Genomic DNA, 24,053 nt, shown 5'->3' on the forward strand with positions numbered 1-24,053 from the left:
ATATTAGTTACCGATATTTCTTCTCTGGCCAACTTTCTCAAACACGAGAAGCCCAATCAAAACGACGAAGAGATAAACTATGGCAGAATACCCTTCTTCATTTAAAGCGTAAACTGAGAAACCTCCTCCTAAACCAGCAAGCCAGCTCCTAACCGATTCAAAATATCTATCAGCTAAATCACTCATAACTCTATTTCCATTCCTTTTTCAGCAACCTTAAATCCTCTTTCTTCTAGTTCGGCTCTTTCTTCCGAGTTTTCACGCAGCGCTGGATTCGTGTGGTTCAAATGGGTGAATATTACCTCTGTATCGGAGTCTTCGAGTTCGTCCATTGTGTCCGGCATCAGCGGGTGTGGTGGGTTGTCGGCGTATCTTCCGACTTCGTCGCTGTGGTAGAAGCAGCCTTCGATTATTGCGACATCGGCGTCCCTGATTCTTTCCAGTTCCCTGTCTGTCCATTCTTGGTAGATGATCGGTGCGTAGTAGATTGTTTTGTTTTCTCCTTCTATGAGGTAGGAGAGTGTTCCTGTGTGTTCTGTTCTTTTGACTGTCTGGAAAGGCGTTACTTCGACTCCGTCCTGTAGGTCTTCTGTTTCTCCGTCCTCCATGTTCTGTACCTGGATATTACCCCGGTCTTTCAGGTATCGGTAAGGGTCGTTGTTGTCGAGATAGTTTTCCATGAATTCGGGAGAATAGACCGGTATATTTTCTGCTTCGAGTGAGAATTCTCCAAGGTACAAGAGGCCGACTAGATGTGTGAAATGATTATCGACTAGGAAGATTCCGTCAAATATTTTGCCTGTTGTCTGGAACCTGATGTCAGCTGAGGCACCGATCAAGTACTGAATCGAATCGTCGTTATCGTTTTCTTTGAGCAGAACTGAGTGACCGTATTTAATCTTGTCTCTGTCTTCACGGGCTGCGTCGCAGACACTGCAGTTGCAGCCGAGATGCGGTACCCCACCATCTTGAACATTACCTAGTATTTCGAGTTTCAACTGTAAACCCTCCTCGTCCTATGCTGGTCCATGGTGAAGTGAATGATTTAAATCAGGTAGTTCTAGACCACACCAAAAAACCAGGTATGACAGCGACCTAGTTTAAAACTTCAACCACCACAATTCTTTCACATGCCGGGATGACAGAGCGGCCTTATGTGACCGCCTGCAACGACTGGTTGCGCTCAGGTCGACACGCAGAGAAAAGTCGATCAATGTAATCAGCATTGAATCCCAAAAAATTTCGCAGTAAGCGGTTTACCCGAGTTCAAATCTCGGTCCCGGCTTATTTACCTTTCTAGGCTTAAATTTTCCAAAATCCGGGAAATCTGGTTTTTAATTGTAGGAGGTTCTTGTTTTGGCATGACATCAGAAAGTAATACTTTCGCTTCATTTATTGACGAAGCACTTGAGGATGGAGAAGATCAAAGAGAATCTAGAAGTGCAGAGGAAGCTATAGACAATGCTATTGGAAATGAAAACACTGAATACAGCTCTGGCAACTTAGTTGGTAAAATAGACGATAGGTCGGGTATGACTGGCATTACAGATGCCAAATCCGAGTTATTGAAAGACAGGATTGAAAGGTTAAGTGATGAGGAAGATTTCTATAGTGTAACAGTTGATATTGAGGCTTTGGCTGATTCTGAGGGTGTGATACCTGAAGGAAAAGTCGATGAGATATATGATAAAGTTCACAGAATGCTGGAAGATTCTACTGCCGATGTAATTTACGCTGATGATGACTGGAAGACAATCGGAATAATAGGTAACACTAACGAGATCAGGGCTCATTATGGAAACCATCTAGACAGCGTAGAGATAGAAGAGGGCTTACCAGGATACAAACTGTAAAGGGAAAAATGTTTGAAACCAGATAATCCTGACTAATATATGAGCCAAGATACAAAAGATGTCGTCCAAACAGTGATCAAATCAGACGGAGAATTCTTGATAGCTAAGCGTTCTAAAGATGATTACTGGGAGTTCATGGGTGGCAAAGTCAAAGAAGATGAAGACCTAGAAGAGGCTGCCATCCGTGAGATTAATGAGGAAACAAATCTCAGTTTGGAAGAAGAGGATTTGAAAAACTTCAGGCGCGGTGACGCATACAGAAGCAAAGATAACGAAAAGTACAGGTTGAATCCAGTCCACTTTCGAATAGATGAAGAAAAGAAAGATTCAATGACCGAGAAAGGTCTTTCAAACGAGCACACTGATTTTGAATGGATTGACTTAACCAAGTTTGATGAATATGATACTCTGGGCCAGTACAGAGCTTTAGAGCACTTAGGCGTTGTGAATGGTAGGGTTGCTTTGGCCGCAGTCAGAAAAGACGGAAAGTATTTGTTTGTGAAGCGGAGTCCTGAGAATTCTAGTGCTGGTAGATGGAGTTTTGTATCCGGAGGCATAGAGCCGGGAGAAAATCCAAAAGAAGCTGCCGTCCGAGAACTAAGAGAGGAGACCAGTTTAGATGCTGAACCAGTCGAGAAAGGAGAGTTCTTTATCGGTGAAGGTGAAAAAGGCTTCTGGAGGCTTGAACCTGTACTGATGGATCATGTTTCTGGCGAAGTTGATTTGAACTGGGAACTTTCCGAGTTTGAGTGGTTGGAAGCTGAGGAGATTTCAGATTTCAAAACACTTGGAGATAATAAAGCAGTTGAAAACTGGGCATAATTTAGAGTTATGGAATCGGATGAAGTCGCTGCAGCCATAGTATACAACCCGGAACTAGAGAAGTTTCTACTAGTCAAAAGGGCTGAGAATCGGGAAAGATTTCCAAATCACTGGGAGTTCCCATCCGGCTTCATCAAGGAAGGAGAAACCGTGGAAAACGCAGCACTCAGAGAACTTGAAGAAGAAACCGGTTTGAAAGGAGAGATAGTTCGAAGCGGCGAAAGCTTCCCTATAGAGATTCCCAAAGTACATGTACACCCAGTCCTAGTTAGAACAGATAGTGAGGATATAGAATTGTCTAGAGAACATACAAATTTTCGATGGGTTGAGAGAAGCGATTTAGAAGTTCTGAAAACAGTACCTAAACTGAAGCAGGATTTAGAGAATGTAGGAGTTAAGTAAAGAGGAGAGTAGAAAAATAGTCAGGCAACGTCCTGATTGTCCCGCCGAAAGGCAGTACCGATCAGATCGATGGAAGACTTTACTACCGTGTTCGGAATGGGTACGGGTGTTGCCCTTCCTCTTTGGTCGCCTGTAACCAAACATATACACCCTACTCTTATAAACCCTAAAGGAGAGGGAGGGCAGAAGACTTTTTATCAAAAGTCTCCAAAAAACCAATATGACCAATTTTCGTGGAAGCAGTGAAGGAGGATTTCTGAAAAAGTTCTTCGACAAGTCAGTGATCTTCGACCTATTCGTCCTAGGAGTCCTGGCTTTGGATGCTTATCTGCTTCAGCAGACCGGTACTTTCTCCAGCTCTGGGATCACACAGTTCCCTCCGCAGAGCATTGAAATCCTGGCAGCCCAGTTGACAGCCTTGCTGATTGTGATGAAAGTTTTGAACGCATACATCGACAGTGAATAACAGTTTAATTCACTGTATGCAGTACTTCTTTCTTTTCTCGTTTCCAGTAGTTGCCGGTTTGTTTCTTTTCTTCTGGATCAGTGAACTCGTATCTGTATTTTACAGCTCTTACTCTTTCAGGAGGTTTCTGGAAAGGAATGGATCTGTAAAGAGTCAGTGTTTTTCCTTCATGTTCCAAAGTTTTCTCCAGTAGTCGATTCAACCAGTCACTTTGCTCTATTTCCTCATTCACATAGAAGTAGAGAATATACTCCAGCATGTGATGGTTCGGTGCTATTTGAACCGGCTTTCTATCTTTTTCCCGAAAGCTTGAGTGAAGCTCGTACTCTTTCCACTCACCGTTTTTCTCGCCTTCTATACCTATCTCAAAGTGCTTCTCCATAACTTTAGGGAATGCTCCATATGAGTTGCCGACATTGAAGGGGTTGTAGCTGGTGTTCTGAGCAGGTTTTCTTGAGAAAAAGTTCAGAATCGGGTTTATACTGAAGATGGCGAGCAAAATCATGGAAATGGTCAGAAAACCAGAGTAAGGATAGGAAGAAGCCGAGCCTGTAGCCAGACCAGTGATGCTTTGGACAATACTGTCATTTAATGTGCTGAGTGCTAGTACAGCTGTAATCAGGTTAAGCCAGGCATAGTTTCCGGAGACAAAGATCAGAATTTGGAACACTATTGTCAGAATTCCGGCTATAGCGGCAAATGGCTGTGGCATAAAGTAGATGAACGGAAGAAAAAGCATTGGTAACTGAATCAGAACTGTCAAATATTCTAGAACTTTATCTGGGAGACTGTGGATCTTCCAGCTTAACGGACCTGGGAAAGGCTGCGACTCAAAATGAGTTTTTAAAGCATCTAGAGTTCTCCATTCTTCTCCGCCTCTAAGTTTAACAATAGCTGATCCCAGCATCATCCTAAATACTATCCATCGAAAAGCCAGTATGACTAGGAAAGATGTCTCAACAGAAGCATTACCCAAAAATATAGCTATAAAACCTGCCTCAGCCAGCATCAACTCCCAACCCGGCCTTGTAAAAACGCCTCCAAAGTTAACAAAAGAAGTAAACAACACCCACAAAGCAATCCACACTACTGTTACAGAAAAAGAACTCAAAAACTCGGTCATACCTGTTAAAATCGTTAAAGACAGTAAGATACCAGTCAAAGCTGAAAAATTAATGAATTTCTTCGATGAGTTAAAGTGAAAGAGGCTGAAGTATTCCCAAAACTGTTCATCTCTTTGCTTGACGGGATCAAGACCATTTCTGCCTGCAAGAGCTGAGTATTGAGTGTAAAAAATATAGAAGGCTATTAAGTAAGTCAACCCTAGGCCTCGAGCCAGTAAAAACCCAACTAACTCGAATCCCTGTCCTTCAAACATATGTTGTAAAGCCGCAACCTATCGATAAAAAATCACTCAAAAACTATCCACCAGTTCCTTCATCCTGCCCTCAGGGATCCGAGAAGAAACAAGTTCATCCTTGTACAACCCACATCCAATAACTCTGCCCTGAAACTTCAGAGCGATGTATCCTTTCTTACCCATAGTTCTCTGAATCATACCTCCTTCCTCAAGCGTCTTCATTTCCTTTTCGTTAACTTCTATAACATTCCTGCTTATTTCATCGTCTAGCAATTGAAGCAAGTAGGTAGTAGGCTTCAAACCTATATCCATAACCCTAACTGCTCTAATACCTTCAGTCTCAAACTCCAGATTAGATTCTTCTGATGAGGTAAGCCAGAAATCGCCAGAAATCTCTTTGAGAGTTAATTCTTTCGTTTCAACTCCAAATCTTTCCTCTAAGTATTTTTTCGCTTTATTTCTTGAATTTGGCAACATAGATCACCCCTGAATTCAAGTGGTGCGGATAGACTCTGACAGTTTTACTCATTTTAGCGCCAAATTCTTCATCTTCGAAGCTGGAGACTCCTCTGACATGTTCTGCGTCTGTTTCAATTTTCTCCAGTTCTAAATCAGTTTCTTCAATTACTTTGGAAACTACTTTTTCGTTTTCCGTAGGCGTTATAGTGCAGGTAGAGTAAACTATTACTCCTCCTTCTTTAACCAGTTTTTCAGCTTTCTTCATCAAGTCCTGTTGTAATCGAGATAGTCCTACGCTCTCACCCTTGTCTGCAGCCTCAAAATTCCTGTAGTATCTATCTCCTTCGCCACTGCAAGGAGCATCAACCAAGATCCGGTCAAATTTTTCGTCTTCCGGAATATTTCTGCCATCGTAGTTTGAAGCAGAGACGATCTTGCTTCCAGTTCTGTAAACATTAGCATGAAGGCTTTTCATCCTCTGAGCCGACTCATCGTTAGCCACAACCAAGCCCTCGTTGTTCATTCTGGCTGCCATCTGCGTGGCTTTACCTCCCGGCGCAGCACACATATCAAGGACTTTCTCACCTGGCTGAGGATCCATAATCGTGACTGGAAGTGCTGCTGACTCTTCCTGGACATAGTACTCTCCTCTCCAGTGAAGCATCGACTTTCCAGGCGTCTCAGTGCTGACTCTGTGGACATTTTCGTTCCAAGAACTTTTCTCGTAGTCAAATTTCTGACCTAGTTTCTCCTCGAAATCATCTTTGGATTTTAGAGGATTTCTTCGGATTCCCTGCAGCGGATGGTTATCTGCCTGTTCTTTGAATGCATTCCAGTCGTCGATTAAAGGTTTGTATCTATCCAATTTCCACTCACTTCCATTTTTTCAATTGCTTCATTGATTTCGCCTTCGGCTAAGCCTTCAGGGAAGACTTTTTGATCGCCTCTCCCTGCGTGTTGACTTAAAATTCTTAGCTTTTTCGATAAGTTCTTATTATCATCTGAAAAATCTTGATCGCCAAATTCAGCACCCGGATATTTTTTAACGAGGTGTCGAAAGTCTCGAGGCTTCAATTGGTCTTTAGTCGCAAATCCGTCAGGGTACTCATTACTAGGATCTAGGCAGATTTCTCCTTTTCCACCTAAATACTCAGAGTACAAGTCTGTTAGAGCATGAAGGACGAAATCCATGAGCCCGTTATAACTTCTTTCTGAAACCGGTTCCGACCACTCGTACTCAGACTCTAGAACAACTTCTAGTTCATCGGCATCTTGAGCATCTTCTAAACTATCTTTTTCTTCTCCAGAATCATCTTCAAGATATACTGATACTAAATCTTCTTCATAGAGAGATCTCAGTAACTGACCCTCATGAGCTTCGGAGACCTGAGACATAATTAACTAATTGAAACGAAAACTTCAAAACAGATAATCCTTAGAGATCACTCAACTTCTGCTGCCCAGTATCTTCCTTTCCCAGTGCTTTACGCAGGTCTTTTTCCAGGTCTGGTGTTTTGCTTCTGTCGTAGAGGGTTGCTGCCGGGTGGTATACTGGCATTATTTTTCTTCCTTCTCTGCTGAATATTCGGCCGTGTATCTGGCTTATGCCTTTCTTTGTGTCTAGCATTTCTTTGGATGCGAAGTTGCCTAGTGTAAGGATTATATCAGGGTCGACTGCCTCTATCTCTTCTTCGAGGAGTGGCGCCCATGCTTCTATCTCTTCTTTTTTCGGATCTCTGTTGTCTGGTGGACGGATCTTGACGAGGTTGGTGATGTAGAGTTCGTCTCTGTCTGCTCCGATATCTCTAAGCACATCGTTCATTTTTTCCCCTGCTCTGCCGACGAAAGGCTCGCCTTCTTCTACTTCGTTGGCTCCTGGTGCTTCGCCTACAAGCATAACCTCTGCGTCTTCTGGACCTACTGCCGGGACGAACCTTTCTTCTTCCCAGTAGTCGGGATGCAGTGTTTCGAAGAAATCGCCGTATTTTTCTTTGAAGGTCATAATTTATGTTTCAGTGGGAAGACTATTTTTAGTCTAACTAAAAAGAAGGGGAAAAGGTTTTTCAGAGGAAAGGTGTGTACAACCTGACCCCTGCAAAGACTAAGGCACCTATAACTGTTAATCCGATTCCAGGTACTGCAGCTGCCAGAACCGCTCTACTCCATTCAAGCTGGTGGACCTCACTCAAAGCCTTGATCTGCAGGAAAAACACTGCCGGCAAACCCAGGATATTCACGCCGGGAACAGAGCCAACAAGCGAATGCGGAGTAAGGAAAGCAAAAACTTTGTAGGTCTCCTCATACCTTCTACCTCCAAAATAATAGATCAAAGGATGTACTGACACAGCCGACATCGCCGGACCGATTAAACCTATTAAAACCCCTGTAGTAGCTAGTATAGGAATCTGAATCATTGAGATAAAGTCCAGGTAAAGGAGTTGGAGTGAAATTAATAGTCCTAACGCTAAACCTGAAGTTGCTGAGGTTTTGAGACCTTCACTGAAGCCAGGTTCAGAGTTTTTGATTGTTTCTTCTGGTATTTTGATTATCTTTTCTACCATGTTTTGACTGCGCCAACAGAGATATAAAAATTTTCTGCAAATTCGGAATTATGGGTTTGTTGCCGTTTACTTATGACGAAACTATCTCAGAATATGGTCCTGACTCAATGCCAAGTGAATTAGACCCCAATGGGTTTTATGTAGAAGCACCGGGCGGTTTTAATGAGTCAGATTTCCAGAAAATGGTTGAAGATTATGCCGAATCAGATGAACGGTTGAATAGCAGAGGAACTCTAGTTGAAACAGCCCGTAGTATCGTTGAGGGCGAAGATCCATTATTTTGGATTGCGACAGCACCAATCGGAGCTCCGACAGTTACTGCAATGGATAAGATATTCTCAGCTTATAGAGAAACAACATTTCCAGAAAGGATTAATTCTCACGAGAGGGTTTTTGAAGAGACCAAATACGATCTTCCGCAAGTTAATGCAGAATTCTGGTATGTTGAAAACGAAGACAAGAGAGGTTTCTATATTACACCAGAAAGAAATGAAGATGAACTAGATGAAACTGTTAGGGAGTTTGTAAGAGATGTTGTAACCTCTTTCTCTGCCTAATATACTTCATCTATCTTCGCAGCCATGATAAAATCATTCTCGTGAAGACCATCAATCTTGTGCGTGTAAAGCTTGACTGTAGCTTTACCCCATGTAAAATCATTGATTACTGGGTGATGTCCCTGTTCTTCAGCGATTTCACCAACTTTGTTAACAAAGTCTAATGCCTCTTGAAAATCCTCGAATTCGAATTCTCTCTTGATGTGATGGTTGTCTTCTAACTCCCAGTCGTCGTGGAGTTCATCCATTTTTTGAAGTGCTTCGGTTGCCTTAAGTTTTTCTGCGTCGCCGCTGCAAGCCGTACATACTTGACCAGAAAGATTAGCCATATATTAAAATTTGAGTAGTAGGAAAATAAACCCTTAGATGTCACTAAAAAGTAACATCTAAATAGTTTGAGATTAACACTTTCTTGTGGCTGAAGACGGCGAAATAGATGAAGTTTCTCTTATCAAGGCAGCTGGACTCACATCTCCCAGATTCAGAAGTATAGAAGATATCAATGAGCTGCTGAGAAAAAACTCGGATATAAGTCAGAAGCAGCGAAACAAAGCTCAAGCCATACTTGACTTCCAAAAATATTGCGAAAAATCCTTTAACGATCAAGATGAGAACTATAGGGAGGAAATTAGGGATGCGCTTGACAGAGCCAAAGACAACTTCGAAGATAGTTCAAAACTGGTATTCCTCTCCGATCAACAGTATTTAGAAGATGTAAAACTCAAGTACGAGGAGTTGAAAATGTCTCAGGCAGTAATCGAAGTTGAGGAGAAAACAGGCGCAGAATTTTCCGAAGAAGAGGAACTAGAAGCGAAAGAAGAAGCATTCATCAAATACATCACAGGGGAAGAATACCAGACAAATTAAGTTATCCTAAAAAACCGGTCCAGCCCTCCTCCAATTCTCAGCAAGAGATTAAACATCCGGATTTAAACAAGAGTAAAACCAATCTGTAACACATGAGAGAGTTTGATGTAATCGTAATCGGTTCCGGTTCCGGACTAGATGTAGCCTCAGCGTACACAGGCAGAGGAAAAGAAGTAGCAGTCATTGAACCAGGACCACTCGGAGGAACATGCCTCGACCGCGGATGCATACCCAGTAAGATGCTGATACATCATGCAGATATTGTCAAAAACATCAAAGAATCCGAGGACTTCCACATTGACTCCAAAATAAACAATGTCAACTTCCAGAAAATAATCGAAGAAGTTAACAACGAAGTAACCGAAGATTCAAACAATATAGAGGAAGCACTGGAAGCCAGCGACAAACACACGCTCTACAGAGAAGAAGCCCGATTTACAGACGAAAAAGTACTAGAAGTAGAAGACGAGAAGATCACTGCGGAAAAAATAATCGTGGCCGCAGGCTCCAGACCAATGACCCCTCCTATAGAAGGTTTAGATGAATTAGACTACCTGACAAGCAAGGATGCATTGAAGCTGAACTACTGTCCGAAAGAAATAGTGATGATCGGCGGAGGATACATCTCACTCGAACTAGCTTATTTCTACAGCAGCATGGGATCAGAAGTAACAATACTGGAGATGGGAGAAAAACTCCTGAAGAGAGAAGACCGAGAAATATCCAAGAAAATAACAGAGCTAGCCGAAGAAAAATACAATGTCCACACAGAGTTCTCCGCAAAAAAGGTGGAGAAAGCAGCTGGAAGAAAAACAGTGATTGCGGAAAACAAAGACGGAGTAGAGCACAGATTCAAAGCAGACGAAGTACTAGTCGCAACCGGAAGAGTACCGAATACCGACAAACTCGAAGTAAAGAACGCAGGATTGGAAAAAGATGAAAGAGGATTCCTAGAAGTCGACGAATACCTGGAAACCAATGTTGACGGAATATACGCACTTGGAGATATAGCAGGGAACTACATGTTTAAGCATTCTGCGAACTTGGAAGCCGAACATGTCTTCAAGAACAGTCACGCAGGCAACAAATATCCTGTAGACTATACTGCGATGCCGCACGCCGTCTTCACAGATCCCCAAATCGCTGGAGTCGGAAAAACAGAGCAAGAACTCGAGGAAGAAAATGAAAAATTCGTATCAGTAACCTACGACTACTCAGACACCGGCATGGGCATGGCACTGAAGGAAGAAGATGGATTCGTTAAGGTTTTAGCTGCTCCTGACGGAGAAATCCTCGGCTGCCATATCATAGGACCAGAAGCCTCTACACTCATTCATGAAGTACTGGTAGCGATGAAATCCGGCAACAAAAATGTGAAAGATATCAAGGACACAGTTCACATTCATCCTGCCTTGAATGAGGTTGTGCAGAGAGCCTTCAACACGATATAGACGCTCTCAGCATGAACTTTCCCTAAACATGCCAAAACACAGTTTTTTACATAAGTTCAAGTATAAAATATTCCGTGAATCGAGAAGTTCTGATTACTGGCGGAAGCGGCACAGTTGCAAGAGCAGCAGGCAAATATTTGACCAGTCAAGGAATCCACGTCATAGGAGTCAGCAGATCGGTTGGCGAAGATTCAGATTACTTCACAGAAACCCACAAATTAGATTTACTTGACAAAAAAGACTTGACAAAACTACAGAAGATTTTAGAACACGTAGACGCAGTTTTCCACTTAGCTTGGAACGTCTCAAAGGAGAACTTCAACACAGGAGAGAAATGGGAAGGAAACATGCAGATGTTTGAAAACGTTATGCAAGCTGCGGAAAAAGCAGAAGTACCTATATTCATCAACGGTTCTTCAATCCACGCTGGAACAGGCAACATCCCTGCTTACACTGCCGAAACCAGCCTAGAAAACACTCCAGAACCATACAGAAGCAGCATCGATCCTGAAGATGACTACGACCTGAGAAAAGAAGATCCGGAAAAACTGCTGGATCCAAGAGACAACGAGCCTGACAGCCCGTACGGAGAATCAAAAGTTGAAACCGAGAGAAAAATGAGGGAAGCAGTAAAAGAAGAAGAGTTCGAAATCGGAGTAAGCATCAGAATAGGCGGAGTCAACCCGGAAGATAGGGACCACCTGGAAGGCGAGCCGTACTACTCAAGCCTATACTGGAGCCATAAAGACCTAGGAAGAACACTGGAGCACATAGTAAAAGCAGACATCGAAGAAAAGAAGGGCTACCACCAGTTCTACGGAGTATCAGACAACAAAGGCAGAATCTTCAATATAGAAAACAGCTTCATAGGCAGATAAAAAACCCCAACACAACCAGAAAAGAGCCCAGAAACAGCACCAAATTCCACAGACAAAACTGCTATTTTTTGTTCTTTCCTTAAGGTAAGCACCCGAATAAAAACACGCAGAAAACAATAACTCATCATGACACTTTACGAGTTCTTTGGCGACGGATGCCCACACTGCGAAAAGATGGCGCCGAAAGTCGACCAGTTGGAAGAAGAGGAAGATGTAGAAGTTGAACAACTGGAAGTCTGGAACAATCAGGAGAACGCCGAGAAGCAGAAAGAACTGGATGATGGAAAATGCGGCGGAGTACCGTTCTTCTACAACACAGAATCAGAGGAATGGATCTGCGGCGAGACCGAGCTGGATACATTGAAAGACTGGGCAGACAGCAGAGAGGTCTAAAAAGCAGACAGGACCTGCACCCACTTGCGTTGAAAGAAGGGATTTTTAATTAGGTTTGAACTTATTAGTGGTTAATGAGCTGGCACAGCGATACTAAGGAAGAAGTCTTCTCCAATCTTGATACAACTGAAGACGGATTAAGTTCTGACGAAACTGAAGACCGCCTGAAGGAATACGGAGAGAACAGGATAGAAGACAATGACTCTACTTCGATGCTGGATATCTTCATCAGCCAGTTTCAGGACAACCTGATCTATCTTTTGATGGCAGCAGGACTTCTAACAGTTCTCGTAGGTTTTCTACCAGGACATGAAGCCAATCTGACCGAGACAGCTATAATTTTTGCCATACTTTTCGCCAACGGCATATTTGGTTTTATACAGGATTACAGAGCTGAAAAGTCGATCGAAGCATTAAAAGAGATGTCAACACCCAATACAACAGTACTGAGAGACGGTAAAAAACTTGAACTCGATTCCACCAAGGTCGTTCCCGGCGATATTGTTTTCCTTGAGCAAGGCGATGCTGTACCAGCAGATGGGAGAATCCTAGAAGCAGAATCCCTTAGCACAGACGAATCAGCATTGACAGGTGAAAGCCAGAACATCAGTAAGTCACCTGGAACGGTTGAAGAAGACTCTCCTATCGCAGAGAGAACAAACATGGCGTTCAAAAACACTCATGTAGTGAAAGGAAGAGGAAAAATGATTGTAACCGATACAGGAATGGATACAGAAGTAGGAAACATCGCCGAAGAAATAGAAGAGGCAGAGCAAGGTCAGACGCCTTTCCAAGAAGAAGTAGATGCACTGGGGAAGAGAATAGGTTACCTTGTAGTCGGAATTGTGGCTGTCGTTGCACTTATACAGGCATTCCTGACTGGAGCAGGACCAATGACAGTACTACTTCTCGCAATCGGTCTTTCGGTCGCAGCAATACCCGAATCACTTCCAGCCATCGTAACACTGACACTATCCCTAGGATCCAAAAAACTGTTGAAGAAAGATGCACTAGTTCGAAGACTGCCGGTTGTCGAGGCACTAGGATCAGTAGACCACATCGTAACCGACAAGACAGGAACATTGACGGAGGGAACAATGACAGTAGAGAAACTTTACTTCCAAGAAGAGGAGTTCGATGTAACAGGAAAAGGAACCAGTAAAGAAGGTATATTCATGAGAGACGGCCACGAAACAGATTCAGAGTATCTGAAGCCGCTGCTTGAATGTGGAATGATCTGCAACAATGCAGAGGAAGCTGAGGCAGATCCGGATCTCGACTTTAGAGGAGAGCCAACCGAAGTCGCACTACTTGTATCAGCGATGAAGGCAGGACTGGAAAACGATAAGGAAAGAAAAAGAGCCATACCGTTCTCCTCAGACAGAAAACGGATGACAGTCGTCACGGAGGACGACAACGCCTACATGAAAGGCGCTCCAGAAACAGTACTAGATAGATGCAACAGAATACTGATCGACGGAGAAGAGAAAGAGCTTACAGAGGAGAAAAAGCAGGAACTACTTGATAAGAACGACCGGTTCGCCAAAGATGCATTGAGAGTTCTGGGATTCGCACGGAAGGAAGTAAGTGAACCCGAAGCAGATGAAGAAGAGATTGAATCCGACATGGTATTCCTTGGCCTACAAGGGATGATCGACCCAGCCCGTGAGGAAGTCGAAGGCGCTGTCGAGGACTGTAGAACCGCTGGTATCGGAGTAGTCATGGCGACAGGAGACAACATCGAGACTGCCAAGGCGATCGGAAAAGAGCTTGGTTTCGATCCTGAAGGAGCTCTGACCGGCCAGGAAATAGAGGAGATGAGTGAAGAAGAACTTGAAGATAAAGTTACAGAGGTGGAAATCTTCGCCCGTGTCTCCCCCGAACACAAGGTCAAGATCTCAAAGGCTCTTCAGAACCAGGGCTACAATGTCGCGATGACCGGTGACGGAGTAAACGATGCCCCAGCTTTGAAGAACTCGGATGTCGGTATTGCGATGGGTCAGAGAGGTACAGATGTCGCGAAGAAGTCAAGTGACATGGTTTTGCAGGACGATAACTTTGTTACGATTAGAGACGCTATTTCTGAGGGTCGTCACATCTTTGACAATATCAGGAAGGTTACTAACCAGCTTCTATCCACCAACTCAGGAGAGGTAATGTTTGTGTTCCTTGGCACTCTTATCGGTGGATTCCTGTTCCCTGAACAGTTCAATACTTCCGAGTCAGTTGTTCTGACAGCCGTAATGATTCTCTGGGTTAACTTCGCCAGCGATGGTCCGCCAGCGATTGCCCTGGGCGAGGACCCGAAGGTCAAAGGTATAATGGAGCGCCCGCCGAGAGGCAGGGACGAACCTATCATAGACAAGAAAATCCTGTCAATGATAGCCTTCACAGGACCGGTTGCAGCCCTAATCTGTCTGCCACTGTTCTTCATGAACATCGGAAACTTTGTCATGGCGCAGACGATGCTGTTCATGGCACTGGCATTCTTCGAACTACTGATGTTCCCAATCATCCGAAGAGACTACGGTCTCAACCTCAGCGACAACAAGTACCTAGTAGCAATGATAGGACTCTCAATCGCCAGTCACCTAGCCGTACTCTACACACCACTAGCCGACCTATTCAATGTGGTGCCGCTCACACTACAGCAGTGGGGATACATAGCAGCAAGCCTAGGAGTATTCGTAATAGTAGAAGTACTATTCAGAAGAATGCTCTCCAGAAAATACGGCGACCGGATAGGCGACTTCAAAGAATTCCACGGATAATTCCTCCTTTCTCTCTTTCCTTAACTTCTATGTGGTCGAGAGAACTCCTAACTAAAACAAGTGTAGAAAACTCTTGTTCTCAGAAACTTTTTTAAATGCCAGATCACAATGTTGGTATATGACTCACATGAGCCACCTTCGCGGATTTGCAGTGGACTCTGTGAGTTGCAAGTATATCTTCTCGACTAATATCTCCAATCTGTTTACCGTGTATATGTGATACATGGTGAGTAGGTTGGGCTTCCTTGCCTGGTTCTCAACTCAGGGAACAGGAAAGAAAGGAACCCGATCGAAAAAACTCGGACATATTTTGCCTCCAGGTCGAAGCTACGCAGATTGGAAAACCAGCTACCAAACAAACAACGACACCTCAACAAAAACAAAGAATACCAAACAACGAAAAAGTCGAGAAGATTCGCTTCCAACACCCAGAACTCCACCAAAAAACAAAAACAGCTGCCGAAAAACCAGTTCACAACCCAAAAACACGAGGTCAGATAAACCAGAAAGAACCTTCGCATAGAGCCTAAGCCGAATAGGTTTTATTTCGATTTCCCTTTTTATCCTTCTTATTTTTCGAGATGTGAAATATTTTCTATCAATGAGTAAGTTCCTTTTGCACCTAGTGCAGCTCCTATACCAGTTAAGAAAGAATCGCTATATCTGAAGCCAGCGAAGGTTATGCCTAAACCTGCAGCTACTTCTAAACAATTTCTATACACTGCATAACCATTAAATTTCTCAGTAGACTCCTGAAAAAATTCTTCATTTACATTAGACCAGTTAACAGAATCTCCAGGGACATAGAGCCCATCTTCCTTGATAACCGCTTCGTCATGGTTGTCTAACACGTCATCTACCGACTCATAGAGTTCAGTGGCGTCAAAATAGTCTGGTGGAACATCTTCAGACAAAACCTCAGGTTCAAGATATTCACCGATCCTATCTGTTGAAAACATCACAAGTTAGAGATAACAGGAAGAAAAAAATTTAAACAGAAACTACCGGATATCAATATCCCCGTCCTTCAAGTTCTCAGCCACATCACCGATATCATACTCGGAAAGATCAAGATCTGAAACATTATCTAGAATCTCCTTCAGACCGGTCTCTGATTCTCCCGAACTCATGCCCCCAATCAGTTCTGTTGGGAATGTTACGATGGTGGAGTTTTCGGCTGCGACACTGTCTAGTGTTTGTAGTGTTCTCATTCTGTAGCCTTTGTCACCTATTATTTCGGAGGCTTGGCGGAGTTTGACAGCGGCTTCCAGTTCTCCCTGAGCATTGGTTCGCCGGGCACGTCTATCTCTCTCAGCCTCTGCCTGTGCGGCCATAGCCCTCTCCATCTTTTCAGGCAGGTTAATGTTCTGAATCTCCACATCAAGGACATTAACACCGAACGAATCCGTCTTATCATCCAGCTGTTGCTGAATCTCATCACCAATCTCATCCCGTCTCTGCAAGAGATCGTCTAACTCCTTCTTACCGACCTGATCCCTCAAGATAGAGGTAGCGTAGTTCAAAGTCTGTCTCTTGTAGTCTCCGACATTGACTATAGCATCTTTGACATCTTCTGTATTATCCTTTACTTCGAAGAATACTACTCCATCGACTTCAACAGGAACGTTGTCTCTAGTGATCGCTTCCTGCTTCATCACGTCGACAGAGTCCTCATAGACAGGTACTGTCACTGGTTTCTCTATAAACGGTATTTTGAAGTGGATACCTGAACTTCTGCTTCTTGTGTATGATCCGAATCTTAGTACGATGCTTCTCTCCCATTCATCATTCATGAAAAACGGGAAAGGACCGGAGATAGAGAAACCCATGTTAATTCACCTGATAAACAAATAGAACTCCACAGACTTAATCATTTCGACTCCAGACCAAAGATTTCCTCAACTACAACACCATAATGGATAGATGAGGGAAAAAGAAAAATCGGAGGGGAAGACTTTTTCCGAGGTTTAATTGTAATCTCTAGCACCAACTATCATTCTGAGAATCAGGAGTACAACTGCTGCAGTGTAGATGTACCAGTAAATTTTGCTCTGGAACTGCGAATACTCTATCAGACCTATAACAATTGTTAGAGATGCAACATAGACTGCATTAAGCCCTATAAAATTTGACAATCCTTCTTCGTCACTGATTTTCTCTAAGTCAAATCCTGCGATAAGAGAAGTAGCTCCTCTGTAGCGTATAAGGATTCCAAGTGCTGCAATGAATAAGCCTGCTGCGAGTGTAGTCATTACGGCTTGCATAGTATCTATCCTCTTTTTAGTTTGAATATTTTTTCCACATCAGTACTGAAAAAATCACTGATTTTAAGAGCCAGCTCTAAACTAGGATCATATTTCCCTGTCTCTATAGCATTTATTGTCTGACGGGATACACCTACTTCTTCCGCCAATTCAGCCTGCGTAATATCTTCTTTTTTCCGGAACTTTTTCATCTGGTTTTCTATCTTCATACTCTCTTAATCTTACCTCAAGCTTGATAGACTTAGACTGTTTTTTACGCCTTTCCTTCTGTAATACAGTACCGATACAACATAAGCAGTTAATACTCCTAGAAAGCTGTACATCAGACCTGAGTCGATCTCCCCTGTAGTATAGAGTCTGTGTAAGAGGAAGACTGATGAAAGCAGTACTGCGACAAGCATTGCATTCCTTCCGCTTTCCGCGTGAATTATTCTCTGGCGTTCATCTTCATCCTTCATTTTCCATCGCCTCCGAACTGCTGGTACAGCAGGTTTAATGAGATATACATGACAAAGGTCCATATGCCAAACTCGAGCACACCAGTGACTGCTTCAGCATTTACAACGGCATTAGTTCCGAGCATAAATACTGTAACCAGTGTAGCTGTAATATAGGACCAAGCCATTCCCTTTGTTAACAACTCTTCCTTTCTCTCATCTATTACAGGGGTTTCACGGTTAATACTCCATATGTTCTCTCCCAGAACTATTAAGGCAGATAGAGAGGAGATATAGAGAAGGTTCTGTCCGAGTAAACCATCGATTGCGAAGGAAACTGCGGAAAAATAGACAAAAATTAAGGCATTCATCCGCATCGAAAGCAGATTATCCCAATTCATCGCGCCATCAATCCTTTCAACCCGCTTTGACTGATTTCAGCGTACAGCGTTACTGTGAATGCTACTCCAACAGACCACATCAGGATTTCAGTTACAGCTATGTTGAGGGCTGTGCTGGCTTGGACTGCTGTCAGGACTGCAAATGTTATGAATCCCCAGCTCATACCGCTCTCATAGTTCTGGATGTCTCGTTCATCTGAGGCTGGCTTGCCCATGGATCTACGAATCTTCCTACCTGCGATGTTTCCGATCACAACTCCCGAAGGAATCACCAGGTAGTCAAAGGCGTTTCCTGGTTCGTTAAGCAGTACTGTTGTTGCGAATATTATTCCTGCTAGCCCGCTTGCGAAAATAAATCCGTACTCTTTAAGCTTGTCTCCAATGTCTTTCGCCATTATTCTATCACCTTGTATCGTTTCAGTACTTCAATGACAATTGTTAATCCGATTATAGCACCCCATGAAAGGTAGTACGGTGCTATCCACTCCGGATAACTCCATCTTCCTAGACCCATTCCTATAGAGATAACTATCATCACGACTCCAAGGAACGCTCCTGAAAGCATTACAGCTTGATGAGTAGACTCCTCAGCAAGGCTTATATCCCGTTCATCGTAGACAGGTCGATCGCTCTGCCTTTTGATTAATGCCATCGTGCCGATGGCTAAAATTATCACTCCTGCTGAAATCAGCTCCATACCAGCACCAAAAGCAGCAACTGATAGAATCATGCCTATTAGAAGTACTCCGTGATGTATCTTTTTCGCCTTAGTCCAGTTTCCGAAACTCATAATACCACACAATGTAAAGCAACCTTGACACTTATAAATGTAAAGCAGACTTTACTTTTCATGATGTCTTACAGGCAACGCGTGAGACCAATATGCTTGGAGAATCTTTGTTCGACTGGAGCCGAACGGAAAGAAAGTATTTAAGATCTTGCTGGAAGTGAGAGTGATTTATGACAAATTTCAAGACTTGTGGCATAGTTTTTGTGGCTATTTTGATCCCTATGGCATCCGGGATTTCACCAGTTAGCGGCGGAGAGATAAATTTATTCCAGGAGGAAGTGGAGATACATTCTGGAGATGAAGTAGAGTGGACCAGCCATGAATTCTCTTATAGGTCTGTCGACAGCCACAGCAGAGATGTTTTGACTATTACAGATTCTGATGGCGTTTTGGTAGAGCAATTTTCAGGTGACAGTTTCTATGAGTTACTTGGCGAGAAAATGAGGGTTGACGAGGATCTTTACTTTCGCATAAACGAAATGGATAGAGAAGAAGACAGCCTAGACATGACTGTTTGGACAAGTGAGGAAGCGTTCGGTTCTTCACAAATCAACATTTCGGCGCCAGAATACATAGTTAAGCAGTCTGGAGACGACTTCAAAATACCTTTGACAGTGGAAAACTCGGGCGGAGTAGAGGAAGCATATGATCTGAGGGCGGAATCCTCAGAACTGGTATCAACGGATTTTGTTCATGAAGGATATAATGTTACGAAGCTCGTTGTTGAGCCAGGCGAAGAGAAAGAGGTTACTGCCGACATAAACTTGGATGAAGACCTGACCTCAGGGACTTCAATAATCAATTTTTCAGTTTCTGACAGGAGTAGTTCTTTTGAAGAGTTTCGTTTCCAAGTTGTTAATTCTTCGGAGTCGGAAAGAGAGCTTAGAATGACTTTAGACGAGAGCTACCTAGAGAAGAGCTCTGGTGAAACAGTTGAGACTACACTAAGAGTGGAAAACATCGGTGGCTCAACAGTAGAAAATGTGAAACCCAGTGTTACGACGCCTGAGAACTGGAACTACACGGTTTCTCCGGAGGAAACAGAGAATATTACGGACGGAGAGTTTAAGGATTTTGAGTTAAGTGTTTCTGTTCCTTCGACTGCGACTAGCGGCGATTATTTTGTTGATGTAGGTTTAGAGAATACTGAGGATTTTGATGAAAGAAATGTTAGAGTTAATGTTTCGGACAGCAGCGGTGGCTTCGGCTTGATCGGTGCTGTCCTTGCTTTAATCACTATATTACTTGTTTTAGGAGTTTACAAAGTATTCGGAAGAAGGTGAATTAACTTAAAATGACAGTTGTGGAGATAAACAGCTTAAGCAAAAGTTTTGACGGCTTTAAAGCCTTGGAAAACCTGGAAATGGAGATACAGCGAGGTGAAGTCTACGGACTGCTTGGACCGAACGGAGCAGGAAAAACCACGTTGTTCCAAACAATTATGGGGCAGCTGACTCCGACATCTGGAGATGTAGAAATCCTGGGAGAGGACGCCTATAGAGATACTTTCGAAGTAGCAAAGGATGTCAGCTTTCTACCTGCGGACATCAGGTTCTACGACAATTTGACAGCAAGAAAGAACCTGAAATACCTTGCAGACCTTGTTGAAGAGGATCCGGACATTGATGAGCTATTGGAACTGGTTAATCTTGGAGATGAAGCCGATAAGAAGGTTTCAGGTTTCTCTCATGGAATGCAGAAAAGGCTGGGAATCGCTCAAACCCTGATTAAAGATCCTGAGATCATTCTTTTCGACGAGCCAACCACAGGTCTCGACCCGGAAAGAAAGGAAGACTTCAAAGACCTCATCAGAGACATCAACGAGGAAAAAAATATTACTGTAATCGTTTCCTCGCACATCCTCCACGAGTTAGAGGACATATGTGACAGAATTGGAGTGTTAAAGGATGGAAACATCAAGGTCTCAGGCACGCCTCAAGGAATCATTGAGGAAGAGGGCGTAGATACATTGGAGGAAGCTTATCTTGAGATAACAAGAGGTGATTACCGATGAAAGCCTTGACAGTCGCACGGAAAGAGATTGCCGACCAGATGAACAGCAACAAGTTCCTGATCGTATTCGGGCTGCTTTTGCTTCTTACAGCAGCCACAGCATTCCAGGGCGCACAGAGTTATCAAGACAGTATGGATAGGTTCCAGGAGTCTCAGAACTCTGATTCACAGTACGGATTTGCCCCTGAGAAACCTTCCGTCCTTGACGCGTTTACCACATTGACGCAAGGTGTTAACTTCCCACTTATCGGAGGCTTACTGGCTTTGCTGCTCAGCTTCAACACAGTATCCGGTGAACGGGATAAGAACACTTTGAAGCTGCTGACCTCATATCCACTACATAGGGACAGTATCATCACTGGAAAGTTTATGGCAGGGATCTTCACACTGACAATTGCTTCAGCAGCATCATTCATGGTTGCTTCAGCAGTAATCATAGGCATGACCGGTGCAGCAGTGACTGGAGTCGCAGCGTCTCGAATATTGCTGATGCTCGGAGGTACAGTCATTTATATGTCATGCATCTTTGGACTAGGCGCATTGCTTTCCACAGTATTCAACGACAGCTCGACAGCACTCACTGGAGGAATACTTGTGCTAGTTCTTTCAACACTCGTAGTGCCTCAGATGGCTTTCATGCTTTCTGATGTGCTCGTAGAAGAATCTGAAGGAAACGACATAACGGTTGGAGAAGGAAGCACAGGTCTCAGTGAATCATATAAAGAAAGAATGCAGATCAGAAACACGATCACGAAGCTGGCGCCTTCCGGAAGTTACGGCAACTTCATGTCCTACATGCTCGGACAAGACCCAAGTAGCGTAGGAATCAGTACTGGCGGCAGCGAGGCAGAGAACGAGCCATCGGTGATGGAAAGCCTGAACTCATCGCTAGGCAATCTAGGACTATTAGCAGGGCAGACAGTTCTGTTCTTCGGAGCAAGCTTTGTCTTGTTCACCCGACAGGAAATCTAGAGATTCTTCCTCTCCTTCTTCCCTTCTTAATTTAATTTTTTGAAGAACCCAAGTAGTGATTATGAATTATTTTGAGAAGTTCAAGGAGAATATCTTGAGATCCCTAGGACGCAGCACAGGCAGCTTTTAATGTTAATTAGCTATAAATAAAATATTGGGCGGTTTTAGAATGTCAAAAGAGAAAGCCGATAGTCAAGATCATAGAAGCTTTTCAAACTGGTGTAAACAGTTTAAGGCGTTTTACTTACGCAGTATACATGAATTTTTGAATAGTTGGTCTTTGATATTTATTGCTCTTGGTTTTGCTCCATTCATGTATCTTGTTTACAACGCATCTTTAGGCTCAGCGCCTCCGACTATGAAGGCAGGATTGTCTATTGGTATAGGTATTTTTGGATCTATGATTGTATGTCTTTATGTATTTGGCAATCAGTTAATTATTGATCTTGAGGATCAACGGTATGAGACCTATCGTTCTATGCCTATGATGCCTACAGCAGATTTAGCAGGCAGATTGTCTGCAGGCATAACTATATCTTCAGTAGCATTCCTGACAACAGTTTTTATAGGCTTGGTTACGGGAGCATCGTACTCAGTAAGAGGGCTTAATTCTATTCCTGTGATTATTGCGGCATTTGCTTTTTCGTGTGTGTTATGGATGATTGTCTCAATACCAATGGTTATGACAGCCAGTAATGAGCGATATGCAGAGCTTTTAACCACCATAACAGCCGTGATTGCTACTTTGATAACCGGAAACAACGGGGTGATGCCGGAAGCAGCTATGGTTAGTGAAAATCTGTTAAACATCATACCGAACTCGCTTTCAACTCGAGTCCTCAGTTATCATCTGATTGAGGGAGGTGCATATACGGAGGCAGGTCTTGTACCGCCAGCAATGCCTTCAGGCATTGAATCCTTAGGTCTGCTGACTGTTTATGGAGTGGTTTCTGCATTGGCAGGAGTCATGCTTGTACGAAAACTTCACAACAAGAAGGTGTTGCCTAAATGAGCGAATCTGTACTACATGCTGAGAATCTAGAAAAATCTTTAGACGGCGATAGAATACTTAAGAGTCTTGATTTGGAAGTTAAGCCTGGAGAAACCCTTGTTATCATGGGGGCTAATGGTTCTGGAAAATCAACGCTTCTTTCCTGCCTTGCAGGAAGTAAGGAGATTGATGGAGGAAGGATCGAGTCTTTTGGGAGTTCGGTGAGAGGAGTAGATGGTTTTGCAAGTCTGCTGGTTCAGGATTCACTGTGTCTTGACCGGCTTACTGGCAAGGAAAACATAGAGTTCTACCAGAGAGCAGATCCTAGATTTACCGGAAGATGGAGAGAATATACGCAGGAGATGGGTATTAACGACGAGCTTGATAAAGAAGTCGAAAACTATTCCGGCGGGATGAGGAGGAAGCTAGAACTTTCGATATCTTTAAGCAATGATGCACCGGTTTATCTTCTAGATGAACCTACTGCAGCTCTTGATCTCAAGACCGTTAGAGATACTCACGCTATCATCAAGGAACATAAAAATACTGATGCTGCATTCGTAATCTCAACTCATCTATCACTGGATGCCCGGATAGCAGATCGTATAGCATTCCTATCTGACGGTGAAATAGTGGCTGAAGGTTCGCCTCAAAAATTGATGGATCAGCTTCCAGAGGTATTGGAAACTGATCTTGAAAACAATGAGCAATTGAGAGAACATGCTATAGATAATTTCACTTTCACAGTTGATGACAAAATAAGAGGTTTCGTATCTGACAACAGTATTCAAATGGAAAATATGCAGTCTATTGATCCATCTTACACTGATATGTTCAATTACTATACAGAGCTGCCTAAACAAAAGGACGATCAAAACTAGAACAGCCCTTTTCTAGCCAGTCAATGCAGAGCAAGTTTCTTCAGATTGCAGGCGTCCTGATTTCCCCCTACATTCATTTTTATGAAGAAGCACCCTACATACTCAGACATGACACTGCTTAGAGAAAAACTCTGGGAAAACATCTTCCGACCTTCAGGACGCAGAAAGGTCAGTATTGTGTACTTCATGGGTGCAGCACTTTTCCTATGGATGCACCTTTTTGTGGATGACAGTCTTTTCACATTGATCATGTTCACAGGTATGTTCCTGACAGGGCTTTCCGAGTTTATTCCTGAGAAGAAAAACTTGGCTGCAGGTTTTCTAAGAATCGCAGCGATAATTCTCTATCTGTCAATCATTGCTTTAACCATTTTGAAGCCAGGAACAATTATCTAATTCAATAAAAACTGTTCAATCTTTATACTTGATTTTGAGAAGTTTATTGATGGGCTAAAGCTTTGGGA

Annotated in this window: 33 protein-coding genes, 1 tRNA gene and 1 rRNA gene; 17 read left to right on the forward strand and 18 right to left on the reverse strand. The window is 43.2% G+C overall.

Translation table 11 applies throughout. The features are described from left to right. Nucleotides 1-3 precede the first annotated feature (3 nt). Nucleotides 4-186: a hypothetical protein gene (locus LC1Nh_RS03420; RefSeq protein ID WP_153550308.1), complete on the reverse strand. Its 183-nt coding sequence runs from the start codon at nucleotides 184-186 to the stop codon at nucleotides 4-6. Beyond that, entirely contained in the window at nucleotides 183-998 is an 816-nt protein-coding gene (locus LC1Nh_RS03425) for an MBL fold metallo-hydrolase (RefSeq protein ID WP_153550309.1), read from the reverse strand. The genes LC1Nh_RS03420 and LC1Nh_RS03425 overlap by 4 nt, the downstream gene beginning before the upstream one ends. Nucleotides 999-1,132: 134 nt before the next feature. On the opposite strand from LC1Nh_RS03425, the gene LC1Nh_RS03430 reads away from it, so the two are divergent. From LC1Nh_RS03430 to LC1Nh_RS03445, 4 genes are all read left to right on the forward strand, one after another. Next, nucleotides 1,133-1,285: transfer RNA gene (locus LC1Nh_RS03430), tRNA-Cys, on the forward strand. A gap of 76 nt (nucleotides 1,286-1,361) precedes the next feature. Then, nucleotides 1,362-1,853: a hypothetical protein gene (locus LC1Nh_RS03435; protein ID WP_153550310.1), complete on the forward strand. Its 492-nt coding sequence runs from the start codon at nucleotides 1,362-1,364 to the stop codon at nucleotides 1,851-1,853. Between the two features lie 39 nt (nucleotides 1,854-1,892). Next, complete coding sequence (locus LC1Nh_RS06170; RefSeq protein WP_153550311.1) at nucleotides 1,893-2,675, forward strand: NUDIX hydrolase; 783 nt, start codon at nucleotides 1,893-1,895, stop codon at nucleotides 2,673-2,675. A gap of 9 nt (nucleotides 2,676-2,684) precedes the next feature. Continuing rightward, nucleotides 2,685-3,077 (forward strand): NUDIX domain-containing protein, encoded by a 393-nt coding sequence (locus LC1Nh_RS03445; protein WP_153550312.1) that lies wholly within the window; start codon nucleotides 2,685-2,687, stop codon nucleotides 3,075-3,077. Between the two features lie 19 nt (nucleotides 3,078-3,096). Here LC1Nh_RS03445 and rrf read toward each other — a convergent pair. Beyond that, nucleotides 3,097-3,211 (reverse strand): 5S ribosomal RNA (gene rrf / locus LC1Nh_RS03450). 86 nt (nucleotides 3,212-3,297) lie between these two features. On the opposite strand from rrf, the gene LC1Nh_RS03455 reads away from it, so the two are divergent. Further along, on the forward strand, nucleotides 3,298-3,543 hold the full coding sequence (locus tag LC1Nh_RS03455; protein WP_153550313.1) for a hypothetical protein: 246 nt from the start codon (nucleotides 3,298-3,300) through the stop codon (nucleotides 3,541-3,543). A gap of 4 nt (nucleotides 3,544-3,547) precedes the next feature. Here LC1Nh_RS03455 and LC1Nh_RS03460 read toward each other — a convergent pair whose 3' ends face one another. The 6 genes from LC1Nh_RS03460 to LC1Nh_RS03485 form a co-directional block, all read right to left on the reverse strand. Further along, on the reverse strand, nucleotides 3,548-4,921 hold the full coding sequence (locus LC1Nh_RS03460; RefSeq protein WP_153550314.1) for a lipase maturation factor family protein: 1,374 nt from the start codon (nucleotides 4,919-4,921) through the stop codon (nucleotides 3,548-3,550). A 36-nt stretch (nucleotides 4,922-4,957) separates the two neighbouring features. Further along, nucleotides 4,958-5,377, reverse strand: coding sequence for a hypothetical protein (locus LC1Nh_RS03465; RefSeq protein WP_153550315.1), 420 nt, complete (start codon nucleotides 5,375-5,377; stop codon nucleotides 4,958-4,960). Further along, complete coding sequence (locus LC1Nh_RS03470; RefSeq protein WP_153550316.1) at nucleotides 5,358-6,227, reverse strand: RsmB/NOP family class I SAM-dependent RNA methyltransferase; 870 nt, start codon at nucleotides 6,225-6,227, stop codon at nucleotides 5,358-5,360. Before LC1Nh_RS03470 ends, LC1Nh_RS03465 begins: the two co-directional genes overlap by 20 nt. Then, nucleotides 6,206-6,757 (reverse strand): hypothetical protein, encoded by a 552-nt coding sequence (locus LC1Nh_RS03475; protein ID WP_153550317.1) that lies wholly within the window; start codon nucleotides 6,755-6,757, stop codon nucleotides 6,206-6,208. Before LC1Nh_RS03475 ends, LC1Nh_RS03470 begins: the two co-directional genes overlap by 22 nt. A gap of 40 nt (nucleotides 6,758-6,797) precedes the next feature. After that, nucleotides 6,798-7,364, reverse strand: coding sequence for a uracil-DNA glycosylase (locus tag LC1Nh_RS03480; RefSeq protein WP_153550318.1), 567 nt, complete (start codon nucleotides 7,362-7,364; stop codon nucleotides 6,798-6,800). Between the two features lie 61 nt (nucleotides 7,365-7,425). Further along, nucleotides 7,426-7,923 carry a hypothetical protein gene (locus LC1Nh_RS03485; protein ID WP_153550319.1) on the reverse strand — a complete coding sequence of 166 codons (498 nt, stop codon included), beginning with the start codon at nucleotides 7,921-7,923 and terminating at the stop codon, nucleotides 7,426-7,428. 50 nt (nucleotides 7,924-7,973) lie between these two features. Between LC1Nh_RS03485 and LC1Nh_RS03490 the strand changes: the two genes are divergently transcribed. After that, on the forward strand, nucleotides 7,974-8,480 hold the full coding sequence (locus tag LC1Nh_RS03490; protein WP_153550320.1) for a hypothetical protein: 507 nt from the start codon (nucleotides 7,974-7,976) through the stop codon (nucleotides 8,478-8,480). Here the strand turns inward: LC1Nh_RS03490 and LC1Nh_RS03495 are convergent. After that, on the reverse strand, nucleotides 8,477-8,809 hold the full coding sequence (locus LC1Nh_RS03495; protein WP_153550321.1) for a 4a-hydroxytetrahydrobiopterin dehydratase: 333 nt from the start codon (nucleotides 8,807-8,809) through the stop codon (nucleotides 8,477-8,479). The two genes, LC1Nh_RS03490 and LC1Nh_RS03495, sit on opposite strands and share 4 nt — an antisense overlap. Nucleotides 8,810-8,894: 85 nt before the next feature. Between LC1Nh_RS03495 and LC1Nh_RS03500 the strand changes: the two genes are divergently transcribed. From LC1Nh_RS03500 to LC1Nh_RS03520, 5 genes are all read left to right on the forward strand, one after another. Continuing rightward, on the forward strand, nucleotides 8,895-9,347 hold the full coding sequence (locus LC1Nh_RS03500; RefSeq protein WP_153550322.1) for a hypothetical protein: 453 nt from the start codon (nucleotides 8,895-8,897) through the stop codon (nucleotides 9,345-9,347). A 92-nt stretch (nucleotides 9,348-9,439) separates the two neighbouring features. Further along, a complete protein-coding gene (locus LC1Nh_RS03505; RefSeq protein WP_153550323.1) occupies nucleotides 9,440-10,798 on the forward strand; it encodes a dihydrolipoyl dehydrogenase in 1,359 nt (452 codons plus the stop codon). 74 nt (nucleotides 10,799-10,872) lie between these two features. Beyond that, on the forward strand, nucleotides 10,873-11,676 hold the full coding sequence (locus LC1Nh_RS03510; protein ID WP_217907006.1) for an NAD-dependent epimerase/dehydratase family protein: 804 nt from the start codon (nucleotides 10,873-10,875) through the stop codon (nucleotides 11,674-11,676). Between the two features lie 126 nt (nucleotides 11,677-11,802). Continuing rightward, on the forward strand, nucleotides 11,803-12,069 hold the full coding sequence (locus LC1Nh_RS03515; protein ID WP_153550325.1) for a thioredoxin domain-containing protein: 267 nt from the start codon (nucleotides 11,803-11,805) through the stop codon (nucleotides 12,067-12,069). A gap of 74 nt (nucleotides 12,070-12,143) precedes the next feature. After that, on the forward strand, nucleotides 12,144-14,840 hold the full coding sequence (locus LC1Nh_RS03520) for a cation-translocating P-type ATPase (RefSeq protein WP_153550326.1): 2,697 nt from the start codon (nucleotides 12,144-12,146) through the stop codon (nucleotides 14,838-14,840). Between the two features lie 569 nt (nucleotides 14,841-15,409). Here LC1Nh_RS03520 and LC1Nh_RS03525 read toward each other — a convergent pair. From LC1Nh_RS03525 to LC1Nh_RS03560, 8 genes are all read right to left on the reverse strand, one after another. Beyond that, nucleotides 15,410-15,799, reverse strand: coding sequence for a hypothetical protein (locus LC1Nh_RS03525; RefSeq protein WP_153550327.1), 390 nt, complete (start codon nucleotides 15,797-15,799; stop codon nucleotides 15,410-15,412). A 42-nt stretch (nucleotides 15,800-15,841) separates the two neighbouring features. After that, nucleotides 15,842-16,669, reverse strand: a complete 828-nt coding sequence (locus tag LC1Nh_RS03530) for an SPFH domain-containing protein (RefSeq protein ID WP_153550328.1) — start codon at nucleotides 16,667-16,669, stop codon at nucleotides 15,842-15,844. A 138-nt stretch (nucleotides 16,670-16,807) separates the two neighbouring features. Beyond that, nucleotides 16,808-17,092, reverse strand: coding sequence for a DUF3784 domain-containing protein (locus LC1Nh_RS03535; protein ID WP_217907007.1), 285 nt, complete (start codon nucleotides 17,090-17,092; stop codon nucleotides 16,808-16,810). Nucleotides 17,093-17,109: 17 nt separating this feature from the next. Then, nucleotides 17,110-17,313, reverse strand: coding sequence for a helix-turn-helix transcriptional regulator (locus tag LC1Nh_RS03540; protein WP_153550330.1), 204 nt, complete (start codon nucleotides 17,311-17,313; stop codon nucleotides 17,110-17,112). A gap of 12 nt (nucleotides 17,314-17,325) precedes the next feature. Next, nucleotides 17,326-17,562 carry a hypothetical protein gene (locus LC1Nh_RS03545; protein WP_153550331.1) on the reverse strand — a complete coding sequence of 79 codons (237 nt, stop codon included), beginning with the start codon at nucleotides 17,560-17,562 and terminating at the stop codon, nucleotides 17,326-17,328. Continuing rightward, nucleotides 17,559-17,942, reverse strand: coding sequence for a hypothetical protein (locus tag LC1Nh_RS03550; protein ID WP_153550332.1), 384 nt, complete (start codon nucleotides 17,940-17,942; stop codon nucleotides 17,559-17,561). The genes LC1Nh_RS03545 and LC1Nh_RS03550 overlap by 4 nt, the downstream gene beginning before the upstream one ends. Next, nucleotides 17,939-18,337, reverse strand: a complete 399-nt coding sequence (locus tag LC1Nh_RS03555) for a hypothetical protein (RefSeq protein ID WP_153550333.1) — start codon at nucleotides 18,335-18,337, stop codon at nucleotides 17,939-17,941. The genes LC1Nh_RS03550 and LC1Nh_RS03555 overlap by 4 nt, the downstream gene beginning before the upstream one ends. Next, nucleotides 18,337-18,732: a DUF2178 domain-containing protein gene (locus tag LC1Nh_RS03560; RefSeq protein WP_153550334.1), complete on the reverse strand. Its 396-nt coding sequence runs from the start codon at nucleotides 18,730-18,732 to the stop codon at nucleotides 18,337-18,339. Before LC1Nh_RS03560 ends, LC1Nh_RS03555 begins: the two co-directional genes overlap by 1 nt. A gap of 170 nt (nucleotides 18,733-18,902) precedes the next feature. Between LC1Nh_RS03560 and LC1Nh_RS03565 the strand changes: the two genes are divergently transcribed. The 6 genes from LC1Nh_RS03565 to LC1Nh_RS03590 all read left to right on the forward strand — a co-directional run bounded on the left by LC1Nh_RS03565 (nucleotide 18,903) and on the right by LC1Nh_RS03590 (nucleotide 23,985). Next, on the forward strand, nucleotides 18,903-20,015 hold the full coding sequence (locus tag LC1Nh_RS03565; protein WP_153550335.1) for a COG1470 family protein: 1,113 nt from the start codon (nucleotides 18,903-18,905) through the stop codon (nucleotides 20,013-20,015). Between the two features lie 11 nt (nucleotides 20,016-20,026). After that, nucleotides 20,027-20,746, forward strand: coding sequence for an ABC transporter ATP-binding protein (locus LC1Nh_RS03570; RefSeq protein WP_153550336.1), 720 nt, complete (start codon nucleotides 20,027-20,029; stop codon nucleotides 20,744-20,746). Then, nucleotides 20,743-21,717, forward strand: a complete 975-nt coding sequence (locus tag LC1Nh_RS03575; protein WP_153550337.1) for an ABC transporter permease — start codon at nucleotides 20,743-20,745, stop codon at nucleotides 21,715-21,717. Before LC1Nh_RS03570 ends, LC1Nh_RS03575 begins: the two co-directional genes overlap by 4 nt. A gap of 313 nt (nucleotides 21,718-22,030) precedes the next feature. Continuing rightward, complete coding sequence (locus LC1Nh_RS03580; RefSeq protein ID WP_153550338.1) at nucleotides 22,031-22,729, forward strand: ABC transporter permease; 699 nt, start codon at nucleotides 22,031-22,033, stop codon at nucleotides 22,727-22,729. Further along, nucleotides 22,726-23,589 carry an ABC transporter ATP-binding protein gene (locus LC1Nh_RS03585; protein ID WP_153550339.1) on the forward strand — a complete coding sequence of 288 codons (864 nt, stop codon included), beginning with the start codon at nucleotides 22,726-22,728 and terminating at the stop codon, nucleotides 23,587-23,589. Before LC1Nh_RS03580 ends, LC1Nh_RS03585 begins: the two co-directional genes overlap by 4 nt. An 81-nt stretch (nucleotides 23,590-23,670) precedes the next feature. Continuing rightward, a complete protein-coding gene (locus tag LC1Nh_RS03590; protein WP_153550340.1) occupies nucleotides 23,671-23,985 on the forward strand; it encodes a DUF8011 family protein in 315 nt (104 codons plus the stop codon). Nucleotides 23,986-24,053: the final 68 nt, after the last annotated feature.

It is taken from the genome of Candidatus Nanohalobium constans, from assembly GCF_009617975.1.
In the GTDB taxonomy this organism is placed as follows: Archaea; Nanohalarchaeota; Nanosalinia; order Nanosalinales; family Nanosalinaceae; genus Nanohalobium; species Nanohalobium constans.

Coding starts and splice junctions, on each gene's coding strand:
- LC1Nh_RS03520 (WP_153550326.1), top strand. CDS start 12,144: ATGAGCTGGCACAGCGATACTAAGGAAGAAGTCTTCTCCAATCTTGAT.
- LC1Nh_RS03455 (WP_153550313.1), top strand. CDS start 3,298: ATGACCAATTTTCGTGGAAGCAGTGAAGGAGGATTTCTGAAAAAGTTC.
- LC1Nh_RS03575 (WP_153550337.1), top strand. CDS start 20,743: ATGAAAGCCTTGACAGTCGCACGGAAAGAGATTGCCGACCAGATGAAC.
- LC1Nh_RS03460 (WP_153550314.1), bottom strand. CDS start 4,921: ATGTTTGAAGGACAGGGATTCGAGTTAGTTGGGTTTTTACTGGCTCGA.
- LC1Nh_RS03525 (WP_153550327.1), bottom strand. CDS start 15,799: ATGTTTTCAACAGATAGGATCGGTGAATATCTTGAACCTGAGGTTTTG.
- LC1Nh_RS03530 (WP_153550328.1), bottom strand. CDS start 16,669: ATGGGTTTCTCTATCTCCGGTCCTTTCCCGTTTTTCATGAATGATGAA.
- LC1Nh_RS03445 (WP_153550312.1), top strand. CDS start 2,685: ATGGAATCGGATGAAGTCGCTGCAGCCATAGTATACAACCCGGAACTA.
- LC1Nh_RS03570 (WP_153550336.1), top strand. CDS start 20,027: ATGACAGTTGTGGAGATAAACAGCTTAAGCAAAAGTTTTGACGGCTTT.
- LC1Nh_RS03515 (WP_153550325.1), top strand. CDS start 11,803: ATGACACTTTACGAGTTCTTTGGCGACGGATGCCCACACTGCGAAAAG.
- LC1Nh_RS06170 (WP_153550311.1), top strand. CDS start 1,893: ATGAGCCAAGATACAAAAGATGTCGTCCAAACAGTGATCAAATCAGAC.
- LC1Nh_RS03550 (WP_153550332.1), bottom strand. CDS start 17,942: ATGAATTGGGATAATCTGCTTTCGATGCGGATGAATGCCTTAATTTTT.
- LC1Nh_RS03545 (WP_153550331.1), bottom strand. CDS start 17,562: ATGAAGGATGAAGATGAACGCCAGAGAATAATTCACGCGGAAAGCGGA.
- LC1Nh_RS03495 (WP_153550321.1), bottom strand. CDS start 8,809: ATGGCTAATCTTTCTGGTCAAGTATGTACGGCTTGCAGCGGCGACGCA.
- LC1Nh_RS03485 (WP_153550319.1), bottom strand. CDS start 7,923: ATGGTAGAAAAGATAATCAAAATACCAGAAGAAACAATCAAAAACTCT.
- LC1Nh_RS03480 (WP_153550318.1), bottom strand. CDS start 7,364: ATGACCTTCAAAGAAAAATACGGCGATTTCTTCGAAACACTGCATCCC.
- LC1Nh_RS03475 (WP_153550317.1), bottom strand. CDS start 6,757: ATGTCTCAGGTCTCCGAAGCTCATGAGGGTCAGTTACTGAGATCTCTC.
- LC1Nh_RS03560 (WP_153550334.1), bottom strand. CDS start 18,732: ATGAGTTTCGGAAACTGGACTAAGGCGAAAAAGATACATCACGGAGTA.
- LC1Nh_RS03590 (WP_153550340.1), top strand. CDS start 23,671: ATGAAGAAGCACCCTACATACTCAGACATGACACTGCTTAGAGAAAAA.
- LC1Nh_RS03540 (WP_153550330.1), bottom strand. CDS start 17,313: ATGAAGATAGAAAACCAGATGAAAAAGTTCCGGAAAAAAGAAGATATT.
- LC1Nh_RS03535 (WP_217907007.1), bottom strand. CDS start 17,092: ATGACTACACTCGCAGCAGGCTTATTCATTGCAGCACTTGGAATCCTT.
- LC1Nh_RS03580 (WP_153550338.1), top strand. CDS start 22,031: ATGTATCTTGTTTACAACGCATCTTTAGGCTCAGCGCCTCCGACTATG.
- LC1Nh_RS03435 (WP_153550310.1), top strand. CDS start 1,362: ATGACATCAGAAAGTAATACTTTCGCTTCATTTATTGACGAAGCACTT.
- LC1Nh_RS03565 (WP_153550335.1), top strand. CDS start 18,903: ATGACAAATTTCAAGACTTGTGGCATAGTTTTTGTGGCTATTTTGATC.
- LC1Nh_RS03555 (WP_153550333.1), bottom strand. CDS start 18,337: ATGGCGAAAGACATTGGAGACAAGCTTAAAGAGTACGGATTTATTTTC.
- LC1Nh_RS03585 (WP_153550339.1), top strand. CDS start 22,726: ATGAGCGAATCTGTACTACATGCTGAGAATCTAGAAAAATCTTTAGAC.
- LC1Nh_RS03505 (WP_153550323.1), top strand. CDS start 9,440: ATGAGAGAGTTTGATGTAATCGTAATCGGTTCCGGTTCCGGACTAGAT.
- LC1Nh_RS03490 (WP_153550320.1), top strand. CDS start 7,974: ATGGGTTTGTTGCCGTTTACTTATGACGAAACTATCTCAGAATATGGT.
- LC1Nh_RS03420 (WP_153550308.1), bottom strand. CDS start 186: ATGAGTGATTTAGCTGATAGATATTTTGAATCGGTTAGGAGCTGGCTT.